General features: G+C 71.6%; 14 protein-coding genes and 3 tRNA genes. 11 read left to right on the top strand and 6 right to left on the bottom strand.

The features are described from left to right. Nucleotides 1-46 precede the first annotated feature (46 nt). The gene (locus QSK36_RS22135) at nt 47-373 is read right to left on the bottom strand and encodes a winged helix-turn-helix transcriptional regulator (protein WP_285783722.1); all 327 of its coding nucleotides are present in this window, start codon (nt 371-373) and stop codon (nt 47-49) included. Nucleotides 374-461: 88 nt separating this feature from the next. On the opposite strand from QSK36_RS22135, the gene QSK36_RS22130 reads away from it, so the two are divergent. Together QSK36_RS22130 and QSK36_RS22125 are read left to right on the top strand one after the other, a co-directional pair. Further along, the gene (locus QSK36_RS22130; RefSeq protein ID WP_285783721.1) at nt 462-905 is read left to right on the top strand and encodes a VOC family protein; all 444 of its coding nucleotides are present in this window, start codon (nt 462-464) and stop codon (nt 903-905) included. Nucleotides 906-914: 9 nt separating this feature from the next. Continuing rightward, nucleotides 915-1,250, top strand: a complete 336-nt coding sequence (locus tag QSK36_RS22125; RefSeq protein WP_183540213.1) for a YciI family protein — start codon at nt 915-917, stop codon at nt 1,248-1,250. Nucleotides 1,251-1,294: 44 nt separating this feature from the next. Here the strand turns inward: QSK36_RS22125 and QSK36_RS22120 are convergent, their stop codons facing one another. Next, nucleotides 1,295-1,795, bottom strand: coding sequence for a GNAT family N-acetyltransferase (locus QSK36_RS22120; RefSeq protein WP_285783720.1), 501 nt, complete (start codon nt 1,793-1,795; stop codon nt 1,295-1,297). A 103-nt stretch (nt 1,796-1,898) separates the two neighbouring features. On the opposite strand from QSK36_RS22120, the gene QSK36_RS22115 reads away from it, so the two are divergent. The 5 genes from QSK36_RS22115 (at nt 1,899) to QSK36_RS22095 (ending at nt 6,634) form a co-directional block, all read left to right on the top strand. Then, nucleotides 1,899-3,311: a hypothetical protein gene (locus tag QSK36_RS22115; protein ID WP_285783719.1), complete on the top strand. Its 1,413-nt coding sequence runs from the start codon at nt 1,899-1,901 to the stop codon at nt 3,309-3,311. Between the two features lie 42 nt (nt 3,312-3,353). After that, a tRNA-Lys gene (locus QSK36_RS22110) sits at nt 3,354-3,426 on the top strand. Between the two features lie 18 nt (nt 3,427-3,444). Further along, nucleotides 3,445-3,516: transfer RNA gene (locus QSK36_RS22105), tRNA-Pro, on the top strand. Between the two features lie 26 nt (nt 3,517-3,542). After that, on the top strand, nt 3,543-5,003 hold the full coding sequence (locus tag QSK36_RS22100; protein WP_285783718.1) for a hypothetical protein: 1,461 nt from the start codon (nt 3,543-3,545) through the stop codon (nt 5,001-5,003). A 23-nt stretch (nt 5,004-5,026) separates the two neighbouring features. Continuing rightward, nucleotides 5,027-6,634: an SMI1/KNR4 family protein gene (locus QSK36_RS22095; protein ID WP_285783717.1), complete on the top strand. Its 1,608-nt coding sequence runs from the start codon at nt 5,027-5,029 to the stop codon at nt 6,632-6,634. A 6-nt stretch (nt 6,635-6,640) separates the two neighbouring features. Here the strand turns inward: QSK36_RS22095 and QSK36_RS22090 are convergent, their stop codons facing one another. Further along, nucleotides 6,641-7,354, bottom strand: coding sequence for a TetR/AcrR family transcriptional regulator (locus QSK36_RS22090; protein WP_285783716.1), 714 nt, complete (start codon nt 7,352-7,354; stop codon nt 6,641-6,643). A gap of 64 nt (nt 7,355-7,418) precedes the next feature. Between QSK36_RS22090 and QSK36_RS22085 the strand changes: the two genes are divergently transcribed. The 3 genes from QSK36_RS22085 to QSK36_RS22075 all read left to right on the top strand — a co-directional run bounded on the left by QSK36_RS22085 (nt 7,419) and on the right by QSK36_RS22075 (nt 12,645). Beyond that, nucleotides 7,419-8,888, top strand: a complete 1,470-nt coding sequence (locus QSK36_RS22085; RefSeq protein ID WP_285783715.1) for a glycoside hydrolase 5 family protein — start codon at nt 7,419-7,421, stop codon at nt 8,886-8,888. 271 nt (nt 8,889-9,159) lie between these two features. Then, nucleotides 9,160-11,073 carry a Xaa-Pro dipeptidyl-peptidase gene (locus QSK36_RS22080; RefSeq protein WP_285783714.1) on the top strand — a complete coding sequence of 638 codons (1,914 nt, stop codon included), beginning with the start codon at nt 9,160-9,162 and terminating at the stop codon, nt 11,071-11,073. Nucleotides 11,074-11,373: 300 nt separating this feature from the next. Continuing rightward, nucleotides 11,374-12,645, top strand: coding sequence for an endonuclease Q family protein (locus tag QSK36_RS22075; RefSeq protein ID WP_285783713.1), 1,272 nt, complete (start codon nt 11,374-11,376; stop codon nt 12,643-12,645). Here QSK36_RS22075 and QSK36_RS22070 read toward each other — a convergent pair. Beyond that, nucleotides 12,636-13,556: an oxidoreductase gene (locus QSK36_RS22070; RefSeq protein ID WP_285783712.1), complete on the bottom strand. Its 921-nt coding sequence runs from the start codon at nt 13,554-13,556 to the stop codon at nt 12,636-12,638. The genes QSK36_RS22075 and QSK36_RS22070 overlap by 10 nt on opposite strands. Nucleotides 13,557-13,657: 101 nt before the next feature. Between QSK36_RS22070 and QSK36_RS22065 the strand changes: the two genes are divergently transcribed. Then, a complete protein-coding gene (locus QSK36_RS22065; RefSeq protein WP_285783711.1) occupies nt 13,658-14,587 on the top strand; it encodes a helix-turn-helix transcriptional regulator in 930 nt (309 codons plus the stop codon). A 16-nt stretch (nt 14,588-14,603) separates the two neighbouring features. On the opposite strand, the gene QSK36_RS22060 is transcribed toward QSK36_RS22065, so the two are convergent. Continuing rightward, complete coding sequence (locus QSK36_RS22060; RefSeq protein ID WP_285783710.1) at nt 14,604-15,230, bottom strand: alpha/beta hydrolase; 627 nt, start codon at nt 15,228-15,230, stop codon at nt 14,604-14,606. 198 nt (nt 15,231-15,428) lie between these two features. Beyond that, nucleotides 15,429-15,502: transfer RNA gene (locus tag QSK36_RS22055), tRNA-Lys, on the bottom strand. Between the last annotated feature and the right edge of the window lie 82 nt (nt 15,503-15,584).

Below are 15,584 nucleotides of genomic sequence, written 5' to 3'. Positions count from 1 at the left end.
TGGCAGCTGTAGTGGTCGGTGGCGGCGGCGATGTCGGTCCAGCCGATCAGGCGGGGCCCCGGCGGGAGGCTGGTGACGGCGTCCGGGCCATCACCATGAGCATCTCGACGAGATCGGCGCCCTTGGCGGTGAGGTGGTACTCGTAGCGGGGGCGGGCGTCGTAGGGCAGCCGCTCGAGCACACCCTGTTCGACCAGGCGGTCGAGCCGCTCGGTGAGCACCTTGCGGGAGATCCCCAGGTCGGCCTGGATGTGGTCGAAGCGGCACACCCCGGCCCACACGTCGCGCAGGATCAGCGGCGACCAGGGCTCGCCGATCACGTCCGAGGTACGCGCGATGGAACACGCCATCTCCCCGAACCGCGTTCGCTGCATGGCAGCAATCCAGCAAGTGGGGTTCCCTTACGGAACCTCGGGTGCTACCTTTCTCAGCGTCTCTTAAAGAAACCTCGAAAGGGATCCGATGGCATTCATAAGGCGCTTCGACCACGTCGGCATCACCGTCGCCGACCTCGACGCCGTGACAGCGTTCTTCGTCAGCCTCGGTCTGGAGGCCGATCGGAAGATGGCCGTCGAAGGCGAGTTCCTGGACACAGTGATCGGCATGACCGACGCCCGCACCGAGATCGTCATGCTGCGAGCGCCCGGCGGAGGCACGACGCTGGAGCTCTCGAGCTTCACACGGCCGGACCACCTCCCGGGTTCGCCTGCCGCGCCGGCCAACGAGCTGGGCCTGCGCAACGTCGCCTTCGAGGTGCACGACCTCCACGCCGCAGTCGACCACGCCGCAGCCGACGGCTACGGCCTGGTCGGAGGCATCGGCGAATACGAAGGCGTGTGGCGGATGGCCTACGTCCGCGGGCCCGAAGGAATCATCGTCTCGTTGGCCGAGCGCATCGAGAAGTAAGGAGACATCATGAGCACGACCGTGACCGACGAACAGATTCGGGCTCTGGCCGCGACCGCGAAGCCCTACAGCCTGGCGCTCCTTCAGTGGGGGCCGGAGCGGACCATGGACGGCGCGGACGCAATCGAACTCGAACACCAGCGACGCATGGTATCGCTGCGCGCCGAGGGGGTGATCGCGATCCTGTGCCCGGTCGCCTCCGACACCGTGGCCGGAGTCGCGATCATGACCGTGCCGGCCGAAGAGGCCGCGGAGATCATGGCCGGGGACCCCTGCGTTCGAGCCGGGATGATGCGCTGCGAGGTGCACCCGTGCCACGGCTTCCCCGGAGACGCCCTCCAATGATCATCAGGGGTCGCGTTCGTCATCTCACCCCGTCACCACGGGTCTCAGGCCGGTCGGTCCCAGGCCCACAGGCGCTCGCCGTCCTCGAAATGATCGGTGGGCAGCAGGCCGATCCGGCCGGCCACCGTCATGGACGCCTGGTGATCGGGGTGGATGTGGGCCTCGATGCGGGCGGCACCGCGCGTACGCAGCCATCCGGCCAGGGCCGCCGCGGCCTCCGAGGCGTACCCGCGGCCCTGCCACGCGGTTCCCACGACCCACGCGACCTCGGCCCGCCGCCCCTCGTCCTCCACGGTCGCCTGGACGTAGCCGACCGCCCGCCCGTCCGTGTGGCGGCGGATGATCCAGTTGAGCCACTCCTGCCGCCCGTCCGGAGAGCAGCGGGCTTCGAGCGCGGCGTACCGGGCGCGTAGTTCGAGCAGGGTGGGCGCGGCTCCGCCGATGAAGGCGTACAGTTCCTCCCCCGCCAGCACCTCCGCCATCTCGTCCGCGTCCTGCACGGTCAGCGGCCACAGAGTGAGCCGCGCCGCCGAGATGGTCTCCATACGCCGAAGTCTCCCCCGTCCCGGCCCGTACGCCCAACGGCTTTTCGCGGGCGGCCGGATAACCGATCGATTCCTGGCGGGCACGACGGACATCATGGCGGGCATGAAGCACCGCAAGGGTTCCGAGCGCGCCCGCCGGGAGGCGCTCGTCGAGCTGCACGGCTCGCTGGACCGCCGCTACCGGCCGGAGGACGTCGCCGAACTGGTCCTCCAGGCGCTGGACGGACGGCTGTCGGGCCGCGAGCGCCTCGTACTGGGCCGTGCCGCGCGGCACTCCTCGCGCGGCTCCGCGTGGTTCACCTCAATGTCGAGCGACTACGCGCGTCCCGTCGGCGGAGCGCGTCAGGTGGCGACGGCGGCCCGGCTGTTCGGCGGTCCGGCGGAGGCGGACCCCGACGACCCCGAGTCCCTGCTGGCGTACGCGAGCACGGTCGGGCGCTCCATCGCGTGGACGCCCGGCCGGACCGATTTCCTGGCCGACCGGCTCAACCGCGAGGCTCGGGAGGCCGCCGGGATGGACCTGTCGAAGCGGCAGTACAACCGCCGGTTCCGCATGCTGCGCCGCATCGCCGCGAAAGCGGGCACACTCGAGGTCGAGCGGGACAAGCGGCGGCTGCTGCTGATCGGTGTCACCGGCTTCGGCGCGGAAATTCCTCTGGAGAGGTTCGTCGCGGACCCGGACGCCGCCTGCTTCGTCGCGTACTACACCGCGCGCCGCAAGCTGCGCCGCGAGTTCAGTCTCTCCGGGCGGGACAATCCCTTCGACGAGATCGCGGAGGTCCTGCTCCGCCGATGCGGAGACGATGCGGACTGGTGGATGATCGCGCAGGTCCGGCCCACACCCGACGTGCTGGACCGCCTCACCGACGGGGAGCGGGGACGGCTGCTCGGTCAGTGGTCCGCGGTGATGCGGCACAGTGCCCGACTCCTGGGACGGCGCTGGCGGGCGACCACTGACCGGGCGGCGATGGTCGTCCGGCTCGGCGACGACTCCAGCACGTGGAACTCTCTGGCGGGCGCCTACAACGCGGCCCGCGCCGGGTGGCTCGCGTGCCTCGCCTCGCTGAACGCTCTGGAGTTGCTGGACGCGTCCTGCCCCGGCAAGGCGATGCGGCTGATGGCCGCGGACCTGGCGGCCTGGCACCGCTCGACCGGCGGCGACGTCGATCCCGGCACCCGCGTGTGGGCCGCGCTGCCGCCGCCCTGGGAGGTGCTGGACGGCACGGCGTCCTGTACCCGTGCGGACGTCGAGGCGGCCTGCCGTACGGCGGGGCTCGACCCGGAGAAGTCGGGCTGGACCGCGCCCGCGCCCAAGCGCCGTGTCGCGGTGTTCCGGCCCACCCCCGAGCTGGTGCACGGGGTCGCCGTCGCCGATCCGGTGTGGGCGGCCCTGCTGCGCCGCGCCGGGGTGTTCAGCGGCGGGCCCCTCAGGCCCGACCTGGCTCCGGAGGCCCTGCACGGGCTTCAGAGCGGCGTCGTGATCGGTGACCTGCCCTCCGCCGTGGAGACGGATTAATCCGTGGCGCGGCCGGGAACGGTCGAGCAGACTGGAACCCGGCCCGCCGTAGTTCAGAGGTAGAACGCCCGGCTCTTCATCCGGGTGGGCGCCGGTTCGAGCCCGGCCGGCGGTGCCCACACGATGGAGCGGCCTCGTCGTAGCTCAGCGGTAGAGCGCCCGGCTCGGGCCCGGGTGGGCGCCGGTTCGAGCCCGGCCGGCGGGGACCTCCATAACGTGGATCATGGTGATATGGCCGAAACCGTGGAGACGCTCGTCGCCAGGGCCGCACCGGGCCATCAGTACGTGCTGTGGGACCTGTGGGAGGCCCTGTTCCTGGCAGCGGCCGATCGCGAGCACGCCGAACACGCTGTCGACGCCCTGGCCGCGGCCCCGCTCCGGCTGTGGCCCGAACTCGACCTCGCGCGGCGTCGCGGCTGGTACTCCGCCCTCACGGACGTGGCGGCACCCGTGCCGGACACCCCGCTCGCCGTGCTGGCGGCGGCCTGCGCCTACGACGGTCACGAGCGGGAGCGCGCCGTCCGGCATCCCGCCATGCGCCACGACCCGCGGCTGCTGCCGATCCTGGTGATCCGGGCCGCCGACTGGGTGGCCGAGGTGCGGTCGGCGGCGGCGGACGTCCTGGACCAGGTGCTCGCGGCGCCCACCGCCGCCGTCCTGGAGACCGTCGCGCCGGTCGCCGTACGGCTCGGGGGACGGCGGCGCGGCGAAGCGGTCGTCCATAGGGTGCGTGACGCGATCACGCGGACGAGCGACGAGGTCCTCACGGCCCTGCGGAGCAGTGCCGACATCCCCACGCGCCGGTTCGCCTACCGGGCCTGCCTCGACGGCGGTCGTCTCGGCGAGGCGGACCTGATTCACGCGGCGCAGCACGAGGACGACATGACCTGCCGGACACTGTGCGCGGAGGCGGTCGCCGGACTGGACCGGCCCGACCTGCTTCGGTGGCTGCTGGCGAACCGGGCGGCGCGGGTGCGCGCCACGGCGCTGACCGCCCTGGTGCGGCTAGGCGCACCGGAGCACGGGGAGCGAATGCTCGGCGACGGCTCCTCGGTGGTGCGGCTGACCGCGCAGTGGGCGGTCCGGCGGGCGGGCGGCGACCCGGCGGAGTTCTACCGGCGGCGTCTGGCGGCCCGGCCCCGACGCGGCGCCAGGGACCTGGTCGCCGGGCTGGGTGAGTGCGGCACTCCCGCCGACGCCCGGATCGTCCTGCCGTACCTGGCCGACGAGAGCCCCCGCGTGCGGGCGGAGGCCGTACGCGCCGCGTGCCGCCTGGGAGCGCGGGTCGACCTCGCCGCGATGCTCGTCGATCCCGCGCCGGTCGTCGTCCGCCACGCCGCCGAGGCGCTGCGCGACGCACCCCCGCCCGAGGACCGGCTGTGGCCGTTGCTCGACGGCGGGCGTCCCCCGCACGTACGACAGGCGGCCCGCCGGCTGCTCGCCGGGGCGGACAGATGGAGTCGGCTCAAGGCCGACCTGATTCTCCTGACCGGGTCGGACGAGTCGCTCCGCGCGCGGGCCCGGGCCGGTGTGGACGACTGGCTCACCCGGCAGGCGGCCACCGCGTACGCGGGACCATCCGAGCCGCTCTGCGACGAACTGGCGGCGCTGGTTCAGGAGGCGTACGACGCGCTGGGTGAGCGGACCGCGCGTGCCCTCACCTGGCACCTGCGAACGGCCTGCGGTCCATAGTGCAAGATCGATAAGGTACGCGGGTGATCGGACCCCGGTGGGCGCGTGTCGTACGACCGGCGCTCGTGGCCGCGCTCCTGATGGCGGGGCTCGTGGGCGAGCCGGACCTCATGGAGGAGACGGTGACGTGCTCCTCCATGTCCATGGGCGACACCGTGTCGCTGTCCTGCGACGATCCCGAGTTCGAGGCCGAGATGAAGGCCAACGCGCTCACCGCCGAGGAGGCGAAGGCCATCGGCTGCCCGCCGATCCGGTGGGAAGACGACGGGACCGCGACGGGAAGCGAGGAGCCGCAGGAACCGGTCTTCGTGGGCGACGAGCCCACGTACGTCCCCCGTACGCCCGATCCGGCGATCGCCGCGCGGGTGAACCAGGCGTGGGACCGGATCGAACGCTGGCTGGGCGCGCACGCTTCGGCCACGCTGCGGAAGCTCGAGTTCGGCGCCGGCCCGCAGGCCCTCGCCGGGTGGGAGGCCAATCACGGCCGCCGCCTGCCCGACGACCTGTACGCCTCCTACCTGCGCCATGACGGCGCCGACGGCAACCTGGGAGAAGGGTTCCAGCTCCCCCCGTCGTACGGCCTGCTCGGTCTGTTCGACATCGACTCCTTCAACTGGAGCAACTGCCAGGACCTGGTGATGGAGGGTGACCTGGACGCGGCCGACCCCGAGGACGGGCGGTGGCACGGCAGCTTCCTGTCCATCGGGAGCGACGGCCGCGGCCGGGAGCTGTTCGTCGAGCCGCGTACGGGCCGCGTGGGCGAGGCCACGTCGGAGGAGAAACTGGAGTACGACGGCCCGATGGGCTGGCCGTCGCATGTCGCGATGCTGGAGGCGCTGGCCGGCGCGCTGGAGCGGGGTGCGGCGCTGCGCGACTGGTATCCGGTCGTCACGGCGGGCTGCGAGCTGCGCTGGGCCGAGGACCCGGCCCCCGTGCGGCCGGGCTGCGCCGGCGGCCCCCGGCCGTCCCCCAGCCCCACGCCCACGGTGGAGCCGACCCCGGAGAAGCCGACGGCCGAGGAGCTGCGGGCCGGCGGGTGCCTGCCGCCCCGCCGTACGCCGCGGGTGCGTATGCCGGGGCCGCGTGCCATCGCCGAGGTGAACGCGGTGTGGCGGCGCGTCGAGCGGTGGCTGGCGCGAAAAGCCCCCGTCACGTTCAAGCGGCTCCGGCCACCGGCCCGCCCCCTGGACATCGCCGGGTCGGAGGCGGCGATGGGGCTGCGCTTCCCTGACGACCTGCGCGCCTCGCTGCTGCGGCACGACGGCGCCGGCTCGCTGGGGTTCGGCCCCGCGCCCTTCTACGAGCTGATGTCCGCCAAGCACATCCACTCCGAGTGGAAGATGCTGTGCGACATCGGCGGCGACTCGCTCGGCTACTGGTGGAGCGGCGACCTCATCCCCTTCGCCTACGCCATCGACGGCGGAAACCTCTTCGTCGACACCCGCACCGGGAAGACGGGTGAGTTCTTCAACGAGGAGGGGCTCACGCTGGAGGGCGACGTGGTGTGGCCGTCCTACCTGGCGCTGCTGAAGGCCACCACGAGGTCGCTGGAGACCGGCAGGCCGATCCGCGGCTGGCGGCCGAAGGTCGTCAAGGGCGAGCTGGAGTGGGAGAGCACCACCCGGCGGTAGCCGCGATCACGCCAGCCGGGCGGCGATCCCGTCGAGGACGAAGTCGAGCCCGATCACGAAGCGTTCCTCCGGCGTGGGACCGGCCGGATGGGTGAGCCATTCCGTGAGGTGGGGCAGGCCGCCGTCGGCGGCGGCCAGTTCGCGGAGCGTCGCGATGGCGGCGTACCGCCGGGCGTCGTCGTCCAGGCCGTGGCGCCGCTCCAGACGAGCCTCCTCGCTCTCCTGCAGGGCGCTGCCGAGAACGTGCCGATCGATCAGCGCCGCATAGGTCATGGCGTCACCGACGGTCGCCCCCCGCCGTACGAGGACGGTGAGCATGAACTCCAGTCGCCGCATCATGTGCGGGCCGGCCGGAGGGCGGGCGTGGACCAGCACGGCGAACCAGGGGTGCCGCGATGTCATCCGCCGGGTTTCCAGGGCGAGCGTACGCAGATCGCCGCGCCAGTCGTCACCGGGCTCCCCGGGGAGCGGGATCTCGGCCGTGGCCGCGTCGAGCATGAGGTCGAACAGGCCCTCCTTGCTGTGCACGTGCCGATAGAGCGCCATCGGCGAGTACGGCCCGAGGCGGGCGGCGACCGCCTTCATCGTCAGGCCGTCGAGTCCGGCCTCGTCGGCCACGCGGATCGCCGCCGCCGTGATCTTCTCTCGGTCCAGCCCGCGCCGGCGCGGCGGCTGCTGGGTCCAGATCAGCGGGAACGCGTTCGTCTCTCCCTCGCCCACGGCACAAGTTTACGCTATAAGCTGTGTGTATACGACATAAACTTCCCAAGGTACGGAGGTACTGATGACGCAGGCGACCGACGCGTACGAACCGCCGGGGATCCGGCTGGGCATCGTGAGGGGCGTCAGCTACGGCCTGTTCGGCCCGCCCGGCACGTTCGTCCCCCAGGCCCGATCACTGGGGGCCGGGATCGTGCGGGCGTACGTGTACTGGAGTCAGGTCGAGCCCGAGCCGGGCCGCTACCGCTGGGACGTGGTCGACGCGTTGCTCGGCCAGCTCGACGGCGACGAGGAGGTGTGGATCACGCTGTGCTCCAGCTCCCCGTGGGCCACCCGGACACCGACCGACTTCCTGCCGCCCTCCCCCGCGCACGACCTGAACGCCTACGCCGAGTTCGTACGCCGGGTGGTGCGCCGCTGCGCCGGGCGGGTGCACTACTGGCAGTGCGACAACGAGCCGAGCAACACCGACCTGCTGTGGGCGGGGACCGCCGACGAGTACGTCGCGCAGCTGAGGGTCATGTACGCCGCGGTCAAGGAGGCCGACCCCGCGGCCGCCGTGGTGCTCGGCGGGTGCGGATACGACGTGCTCGGCAGCGAGGCGGGAAGCGAGCCGTGGCGCTTCTTCGCGCAGGTGCTGTCCGGCGGCCGAGACGCCTTCGACCTGTTCGACGTGCACCTGTACGGCGACACCGCCGCGGTCCCCGCCCACATCGAGGCCGTGCGGGAGCTGATGCGGGCGCACGGCTGTCTCAGGCCGGTGGTGGTGGGCGAGTACGGCGCGCCCGTGCCGTTCGAGTTCCCCGACGCCCAGGCCGTCATGTACGAGATGTTCGCCGAGGCCTTCGCCGAGGGTGCGCACGTGCAGAGCACCGGCGAACTGGCCGCCAGGGCGCGGCAGGACACCCCCGAGCGACGAGCGATGGCCGCGTTGTACGCGCGGATGCCGCAGTTGCCGCCCCGGCTGCGGATGTTCATGGAGGGGTGCCCGCCCGAGCTCGAGGCCAGACGACACCGGATCAACTGCCGCCAGCTCGTCACATGCACCCTGCAGGCGCTCGCCGCCGGGGTCCGCCGCACTCTCTACTGGAACCTCGCGCCCGAGGTCCCCGGACCGGCCGACCCGCTGCAGATCATGCATCTGATGTTCGGCAAGCTCGCCATGCTCGGCTACCGGGACGGCGAACTCGCCGTCCGGCATCCGGCGGCGGACACCTTCGCCCTGCTCGCCGCGCAGCTCGCGGGGGCCCGCCGGGTGACCCGCGTCCAGTGCGCCGACCCGCCCGGCCTGTACGCGTTCGAGGTCGAGCGTGCCGGACGGGGGCCGCTACTCGTGCTGTGGGACCCGCGCGACATGGTCGATGGGGAGGACGAGCCGCCCGTGCCCGTCTCCTGGCCCTGGCCCGCCTCCACCGCGACGGCCGTGGACGCGTTCGGCGAGCCGCTCGCCGTCGAGGTCCGCGACCGGCGGCTGCTCGTGGCCGTTTCCGGCACGCCGGTGTTCATCAGCCCCGTCGTCAGCCCAGGGACCTGATCGGATCACCTCGTGATCGGGGCGACGTATGAACAGGGTGGCGGGCGGTCCCGGCTCCGGGCCGCGCAGCCGCCCTGTCAGGCGCCGGGCCGCCTCCGCGCTGAAGCTCGCCGGGGAGCAGTCAAAGGTTCACGGCGTTTTTGACCCTCGGGAACCACCTCTGTCACACAGCAGGACCAAGGTGATGTCGATCGCATAAAGGGATCTTGTCGGCATACGGGCACGCATGGAGATTTGCGGGGAATTCCTCACCCCCCTCTGGAGGCTCTCCGTGCTGTTACGAGCAGCCATCGCCGCGGTCGCCGTGACCGCGATCGGCGCGGTTCCTGCCCACGCGGCCACCGGCCCGGCCATCACCGTCGACCAGGGACGCACCCAGCCGGTCTTCTCCTACGCCGACGCCGTTCGCGAGCACGTCTACGTCGAGTCGAGCGTCGACAGCGACTCCGACGGCCGCCTCGACCGGGTCAGGGTCGACATCATCAGGCCCAGAGAGTCGGGGCCCGGGCTCAAGGTGCCGACGATCATCGACGAGAGCCCCTACTACGACAACTCCGGGCGCGGCAACGAGTCCGAGCGCAAGCTGTACGACGTGGCGGGCGAGCCCGCCAAGTTCCCGCTGTTCTACGACAACTACTTCGTACCGCGCGGGTACGCCGTCCTCAACGTCGACATGGTCGGCACCACGAAGTCCGACGGCTGCCCGGACGTGGGCGGCAAGGCGGACGTGCTGGGCGGCAAGGCGGTCGTCGACTGGCTGAACGGCCGCGCCCCCGCCTACCACGACGACGGCTCCCCCGCGGTGGCCGACTGGAGCACCGGCAAGGTCGGCATGATCGGCAAGTCGTACGACGGAACGCTGGCCAACGCGGTCGCGGCGACCGGGGTGCAGGGCCTGGAGACGATCGTCCCGATCTCCGCCATCAGCTCCTGGTACAAGTACCAGCGCTCCAACGGCGTCATCTACAACTACAACTACATGTCGTACCTGTCCCGGGTGATCGACACCGACCCGGCCGCCAAGTGCGCGGCGAAGCGGGCTCAGCTGGACGCCGACGCCGACGACGCCACGGGGAACTACAACGGCTTCTGGGCCGAGCGCGACTACGTCGCCGGGTCGCTCGGCGACGCGTCGAAGGTGCACGCCAGCGTCTTCGTCGTGCACACGGTCAACGACCTGAACGTCAAGCCCGACAACTTCTCGGTGTGGTGGCAGGCTCTCGCCGACCGGAACGTGCCGCGCAAGATCTGGATCGGTCAGTATCAGCACGTGGACCCCTTCGACTTCGAGGGGCGCCGCGACCTGTGGGTCGACACGCTGCACCGCTGGTTCGACCACTGGCTGCTCGGCGTGGACAACGGGATCATGCGGGAGCCGCGCGCCGACGTGCAGGTCGGCCCGGCCGAGTGGATCACGCAGCGCGACTGGCCCGCGCCGCTCGCCCGTAAGGTCGCCCTCCGCCCGGCCGCCGACGGTTCGCTCGGCCTGCTCCCCGCCAGGAAGGGTGAGACGGCCGCCTTCACCGACACCCGCCAGTCCGAGGACGCGATGGTCGCCGACGTCGGCACGGCGGCGCCGGGCAGGGTGGCCTTCACCACCGGCGAGCTGCCGATGAACCTGCGCATGTCCGGCACACCCGAGGTGGACCTGCGGATCTCGCTCGACAAGCCGACCTCGAACCTGACCGCGCTCCTGGTCGACTTCGGCGAGGACACCCGGGTCGACTGGCGTCTCGGCCAGGGCATCACCACCCTCGCCGAGGAGGACTGCCACGGCGACAGCACCGCCTCCGACGACGCTTGCTACAGGAAGGTCGCCGCCAACCTGGCCACCAGGCCCCTGGAGGTCGTGGCCCGCGGCTGGATCGACGCGCAGAACCGCGGCTCCCTCACCGAGCCGTCGCCGCTGACCCCCGGGACGTACGCACAGGTCACGTGGAAGACCCTGCCGCAGGAGTACACGTTCAAGAAGGGCCACAGGATCGGCCTGGTGATCGCCGGGACCGACTCCACCTACAGCCGTGAGCAGGCCACCGGCGCGAACGTCACCGTCGATCTCAGGAAGAGCAGCGTCTCGCTTCCGCTGGACCTGGTCGGCGCGCTGATCGACCTGCCGAAGGGCCACAAGGACTGGCACGGCCCGAAGCAGGTGCGGCTGCCGGTGCCGGAGATCAAGCTCTACTGATCCCCTGACCGTCCGGTGACGCGGCGCCGGGACCCCCGTCCCGGCGCCGCGTCCGAGCAAGCCGCAGTCCGGCCTGGCCTACGGGAGCCTGCGTTTCCACGTGCGTGGCGAGGGGCCGACCGGCCGGCCGGAGGAGGACCCGCGCTGCCTGTCCTGGGGGGTGCAGCGTTTCGGCGGGACGAGCGTCCTCGTCGGGGCCATCGCCGAACTGTAGGCGCCGGTCGCCGCGCGGCGGGCGTTTGGACCTGGTCTGGTCGGCAACCTGGTAGATCCAGGGTCAAGCCGACGGGAGAGCTCACCGTGCGTTTCCACGCCGACCTGCACATGCACTCCAGGTACGCCTACGCGTGCAGCAAGAACAGCGACCTGGAGCAGCTGACCTGGTGGGCCCGGCGCAAGGGCGTCACGCTCATGGGCACGGGCGACTTCACCCACCCGGCCTGGCTGGACCGGCTGCGTACGGCTCTCGTACCGGCCGAGCCGGGACTTTTCCGGCTGCGCGACGACCTCGACCGCGAGGTCGCGGCGACGCTGCCGGGCAGCGTGGCCGCCGCCCCCGTGCGGTACATGCTGTCGGTGGAGATCTCCACCGTCTACTCCCAGGGCGGCCGGTCCCGGAAGATCCACCACCTCGTCTACCTGCCCGGATTCGACCAGGTCGAGGAGTTCGACCGCGGCCTCGCCAAGGTCGCCGACCTCAGCGTGGACGGCCGGCCCACCGTACGCATGAGCTCCCGCGACCTGCTGGAGGCCGTCCTGGCCTGCGGCGAGGGCGCCTACCTGGTGCCGGCGCACGTCTGGACGCCGTGGTTCGGCGTGCTCGGCTCGAAATCGGGATTCGACAGCATCGAGGAGTGCTTCGGCGACCTCACCGAGCACGTCTTCGCGCTGGAGACCGGGCTGTCCGCCGACCCCGCCATGATGTGGCAGGTCTCCGGCCTCGACGGATATCGGCTGGTCAGCTACTCGGACGCCCACTCGCCGCCCATCGTCGGCCGCGAGACCACCGTCTTCGAAACCGACCTGGACTACTTCGCGATCGAGCGGGCCCTGCGCACCGGCGCCGGCGTGTGCGGCACGACCGAGTTCTTCCCCGAGGCGGGCAAGTACCACGTCGACGGCCACCGCAAGTGCGGCGTGCGGCTCGACCCTGAGGAGACGCGCAAGCTCGGCGGCCTCTGCCCGGTGTGCGGCAGGAAGCTCACGGTCGGCGTCCTGAGCAGGGTCGAGGACCTCGCGGACCGCCCGGCGGGCAGGAGTCCGCGCGGCGCGGCGGGCTTCCGCAACCTCGTTCCGCTCCCGGATCTCGTGGCCGAGACCCTGGGGGTGGGCCCGAAGAGCAAGAAGGTGAGCGCCGAGACCGACAGGCTCGTGACCGCGCTCGGGCCCGAGCTCGCGATACTCGGCGACCTCCCCCTCGACGACATCGCCGCCCACTCGCCTCGGCTCGCCGAGGCGATCGGCCGCCTGCGGAATGGCGAAGTGACGAAGGACCCCGGCTACGACGGCGAGTTCGGCCAGATCCGCGCCCTCGACCCGACGGCTTCCCAACCGGGCCGGGGTCAGAGGTAGGTGATGCCGGTCAGCGCCTCGGCGGCGGTCCACAGGCGCCGCCCGACGCCGGGGTCGGCCGCCTCCACGCTGGGGCGGACCTCCACGACCCGGCCGCGCATCTCCAGGAAGCCGGACGGTCCGAAGAACTGACCGCCGCGCACGCCGGGCGCGGTCGCGGCGAAGAGCTGGGGCAGCGCCCCCCGCTCGGCCGGCTGCGTCACCAGCAGCCCGCCTCGGGCGAAGATCCGCCCGATCCGGCCGCGGTGCTCCCAGGCCCGGGGGGTGAGGTTGCTCCTGGACAGCCCGGGGTGGGCGACGACGCTGACGACCGGTGAGCCCGCGGCGCGCAGGCGGCGGTCGAGTTCGAGGCCGAAGACGGTGGTGGCGAGCTTGGAGCGGCCGTACGCCCGGCTGGCGTTGAAGTCGCGCCGCGACATCAGGTCGTCGAAGTCGAGGTGGGCGTTCTTGTGGGTGATCGAGCTGAGACTGACGACCCGTGCGGCGTCCGCCCGGCCGAGGGTGTCGAGCAGCAGGCCGGTGAGGGCGAAGTGGCCCAGCATGTTGGTGCCGAGCTGGAGCTCGAACCCGTCGGCCGTCGTGCGAACGGGGCCGAGGAGGACCACGCCGGCGTTGTTGACCAGCAGATCGATCGCCGGGAAGTCGGCGGTCAGATCCTTCGCGAACGCGTGCACCGACGCGAGCGAGGCCAGGTCGAGCTCACGCACCTCGATCTCGGCCCGTGGCGCGGAGCGCCGGATCGCCTCGGCCTCCCGCTCGGCGGCGACGGTGTTGCGTACGGCCATCACGACGTGCGCGCCGTGCCGGGCGAGTTCGGTCGCGGTGACCAGGCCGAGTCCCGAGTTCGCGCCGGTGACGACGGCGACCCGGCCGTGCTGGTCGGGGATGTGGCTGGCGTTCCATTCGGTCATGGCGACGACGCTAGGACGGAGTCACCGGAATTCGGTCGCACGCGTCTGCCTGGGAACACCAGACCTACCTTCGGCGCGGACCGCACCGGCAGACTGTCGTCATGGCCATCGACCATCCGTACGCCCGTGAACTCGGTGACTTCCTGCGTGCCCGGCGCGGCCGGTTGCGTCCGCAGGACGTCGGCCTTGAACCGGGGCCCCGGCGCAAGGTGGCCGGCCTGCGGCGCGAGGAGGTCGCGCTGCTGGCCGGGCTGAGCACCGATTACTACCAGCGCATGGAGCAGGGCCGTGAGGTGCGGCCCTCCGACGAGGTGCTCGACGCCATCGCCTCCGCGCTGGACCTCGGCGACGAGGAACGCCGGCACCTGTTCACCCTCGCCCGGGCGGCACGGCGGCCGGCGGCCGTCCGCACGCGCCGGGCCCCGGAACGCGTGCCGGACAGCACCCGGCGCCTGCTGCACGTCATGAGCACTCCCGCGGTCGTGCTCGGCCGGCACCTCGACGTGCTCGCGTGGAACACGCTCGCCGAGGCGCTGCTCGGCGATCCGGCCACCCTGCCGCCAGGGCGGCGGAACATGCTCATGGCGCTGTTCGAGGATCCCGGGACCCGCGCGCGCTGCCCCGACTGGGAGACCACCGCCCTGCAGTACATCGGCATGCTGCGGGCCGCCGTCGCGACCGACCCCACCCACCCTCGCGCCACGGCGATCATCGGCGAGCTGAGCATCCGCAGCGCGGACTTCCGCCGGCTCTGGGCCCGGCACGAGGTGCGTGAGACGGTCCACGGGACGAAGCTGTTCCGGCACCCTCAGGTCGGTGACCTCACCCTCGACTGGGACGTCTATCCCCTGCCCGGCAATCCCGGACCTGTCCTGCTCGTCTACACGGCCGAGCCCGGCACCGCCGACGACGAACGAATCCGGCTGCTCGCGTCCCTGCACGCCACCCGGGTAGCGCGGAAGGTCCAGGCCGAACGGCCTGGGCTTCCTGACGCGGTGCGCCGCCAGGGACTCGAACCCCGGACCCGCTGATCAACAGTCCTCCTCTCTATGTGCAGGTCTTCGTTTCCGGCGAGCAGAACCCGACCTCGGGGTAGCGCGCCGAGGGCCCGTCCAGCAGGGGCTGTGGCCTACCGCCCAGGTGCAGGTCGAAGAAGGCCCGGACGTACCTGCGGGTGATGTCCACGGAGCGGCTTCCAGCGAGCTCGCTGCCGAGGTCGACGCCGATCTGCTGGGCCAGCAGGTCGTAGTCGCTGAAGGACGGGTGTACCGCTCCGGCCACCACGAGCCGGCGCTTCCATCCGGTCAGGTGTTCCCAGTCGCGGTCCCATGTGGCGTCCGTGCCGCCCGGGCTGTGCAACGGCCGGCCCAGGAACAGGAACGGGCGCGCCACCCCGCTCGCGGGGATCGGGGCGAACATGAGGCCGTCCATGTTGATTCCGGCGCGCACCTCGGGGTCCTTCAGCATCGTCTCGGCGGCGCTCGCGCCTCCAAAGGACGTGCCCGCCATCGCGATCCTGGACACGTCGATCAGCGAAGCGCCCTTCCACTTGGCGTGCGGGCCGGTCAGCTGATCGATCACGAAGGAGACGTCGACCGCCCGGTTCTCCACCGCTTTCTCACCGAAGTCGTCGACGCCTTCGAGCTCGTACGTGTGGTCGACGCCGGCCACCACGTAGCCTCTGCTCGCCAGTTCCTCGGCCCCGGCTTCACGCTTGATCCTGCGGGGCCCGGGCCTGGCGCGGTATCGGCCGAAGGTGCGGTCGGCGCCGTTTGAGTAGCACTTTCGGCCGACGCCGAACCTGCGCCGCCGAGACGATCAGTGAATAACGAAAGCCCAGGTCAGATACACCGACCTGGGCCTTCGACAGGGTGCGCCGCCAGGGACTCGAACCCCGGACCCGCTGATTAAGAGTCAGCTGCTCTAACCAACTGAGCTAGCGGCGCAAAGCCCTTAGAGGCTATCGCACACCTCAAAGCAGTCCAAATCAGAACAGTCGAAATCAGGCTAGACTAGAACAACATTCGG

The sequence above is a fragment of the Microbispora sp. NBRC 16548 genome, assembly GCF_030268985.1.
Classification (GTDB): domain Bacteria; phylum Actinomycetota; class Actinomycetes; order Streptosporangiales; family Streptosporangiaceae; genus Microbispora; species Microbispora catharanthi.
The sequence above is the reverse complement of the archived record's forward strand: the minus strand, read 5'-3'. Positions and strand labels throughout refer to the sequence as shown.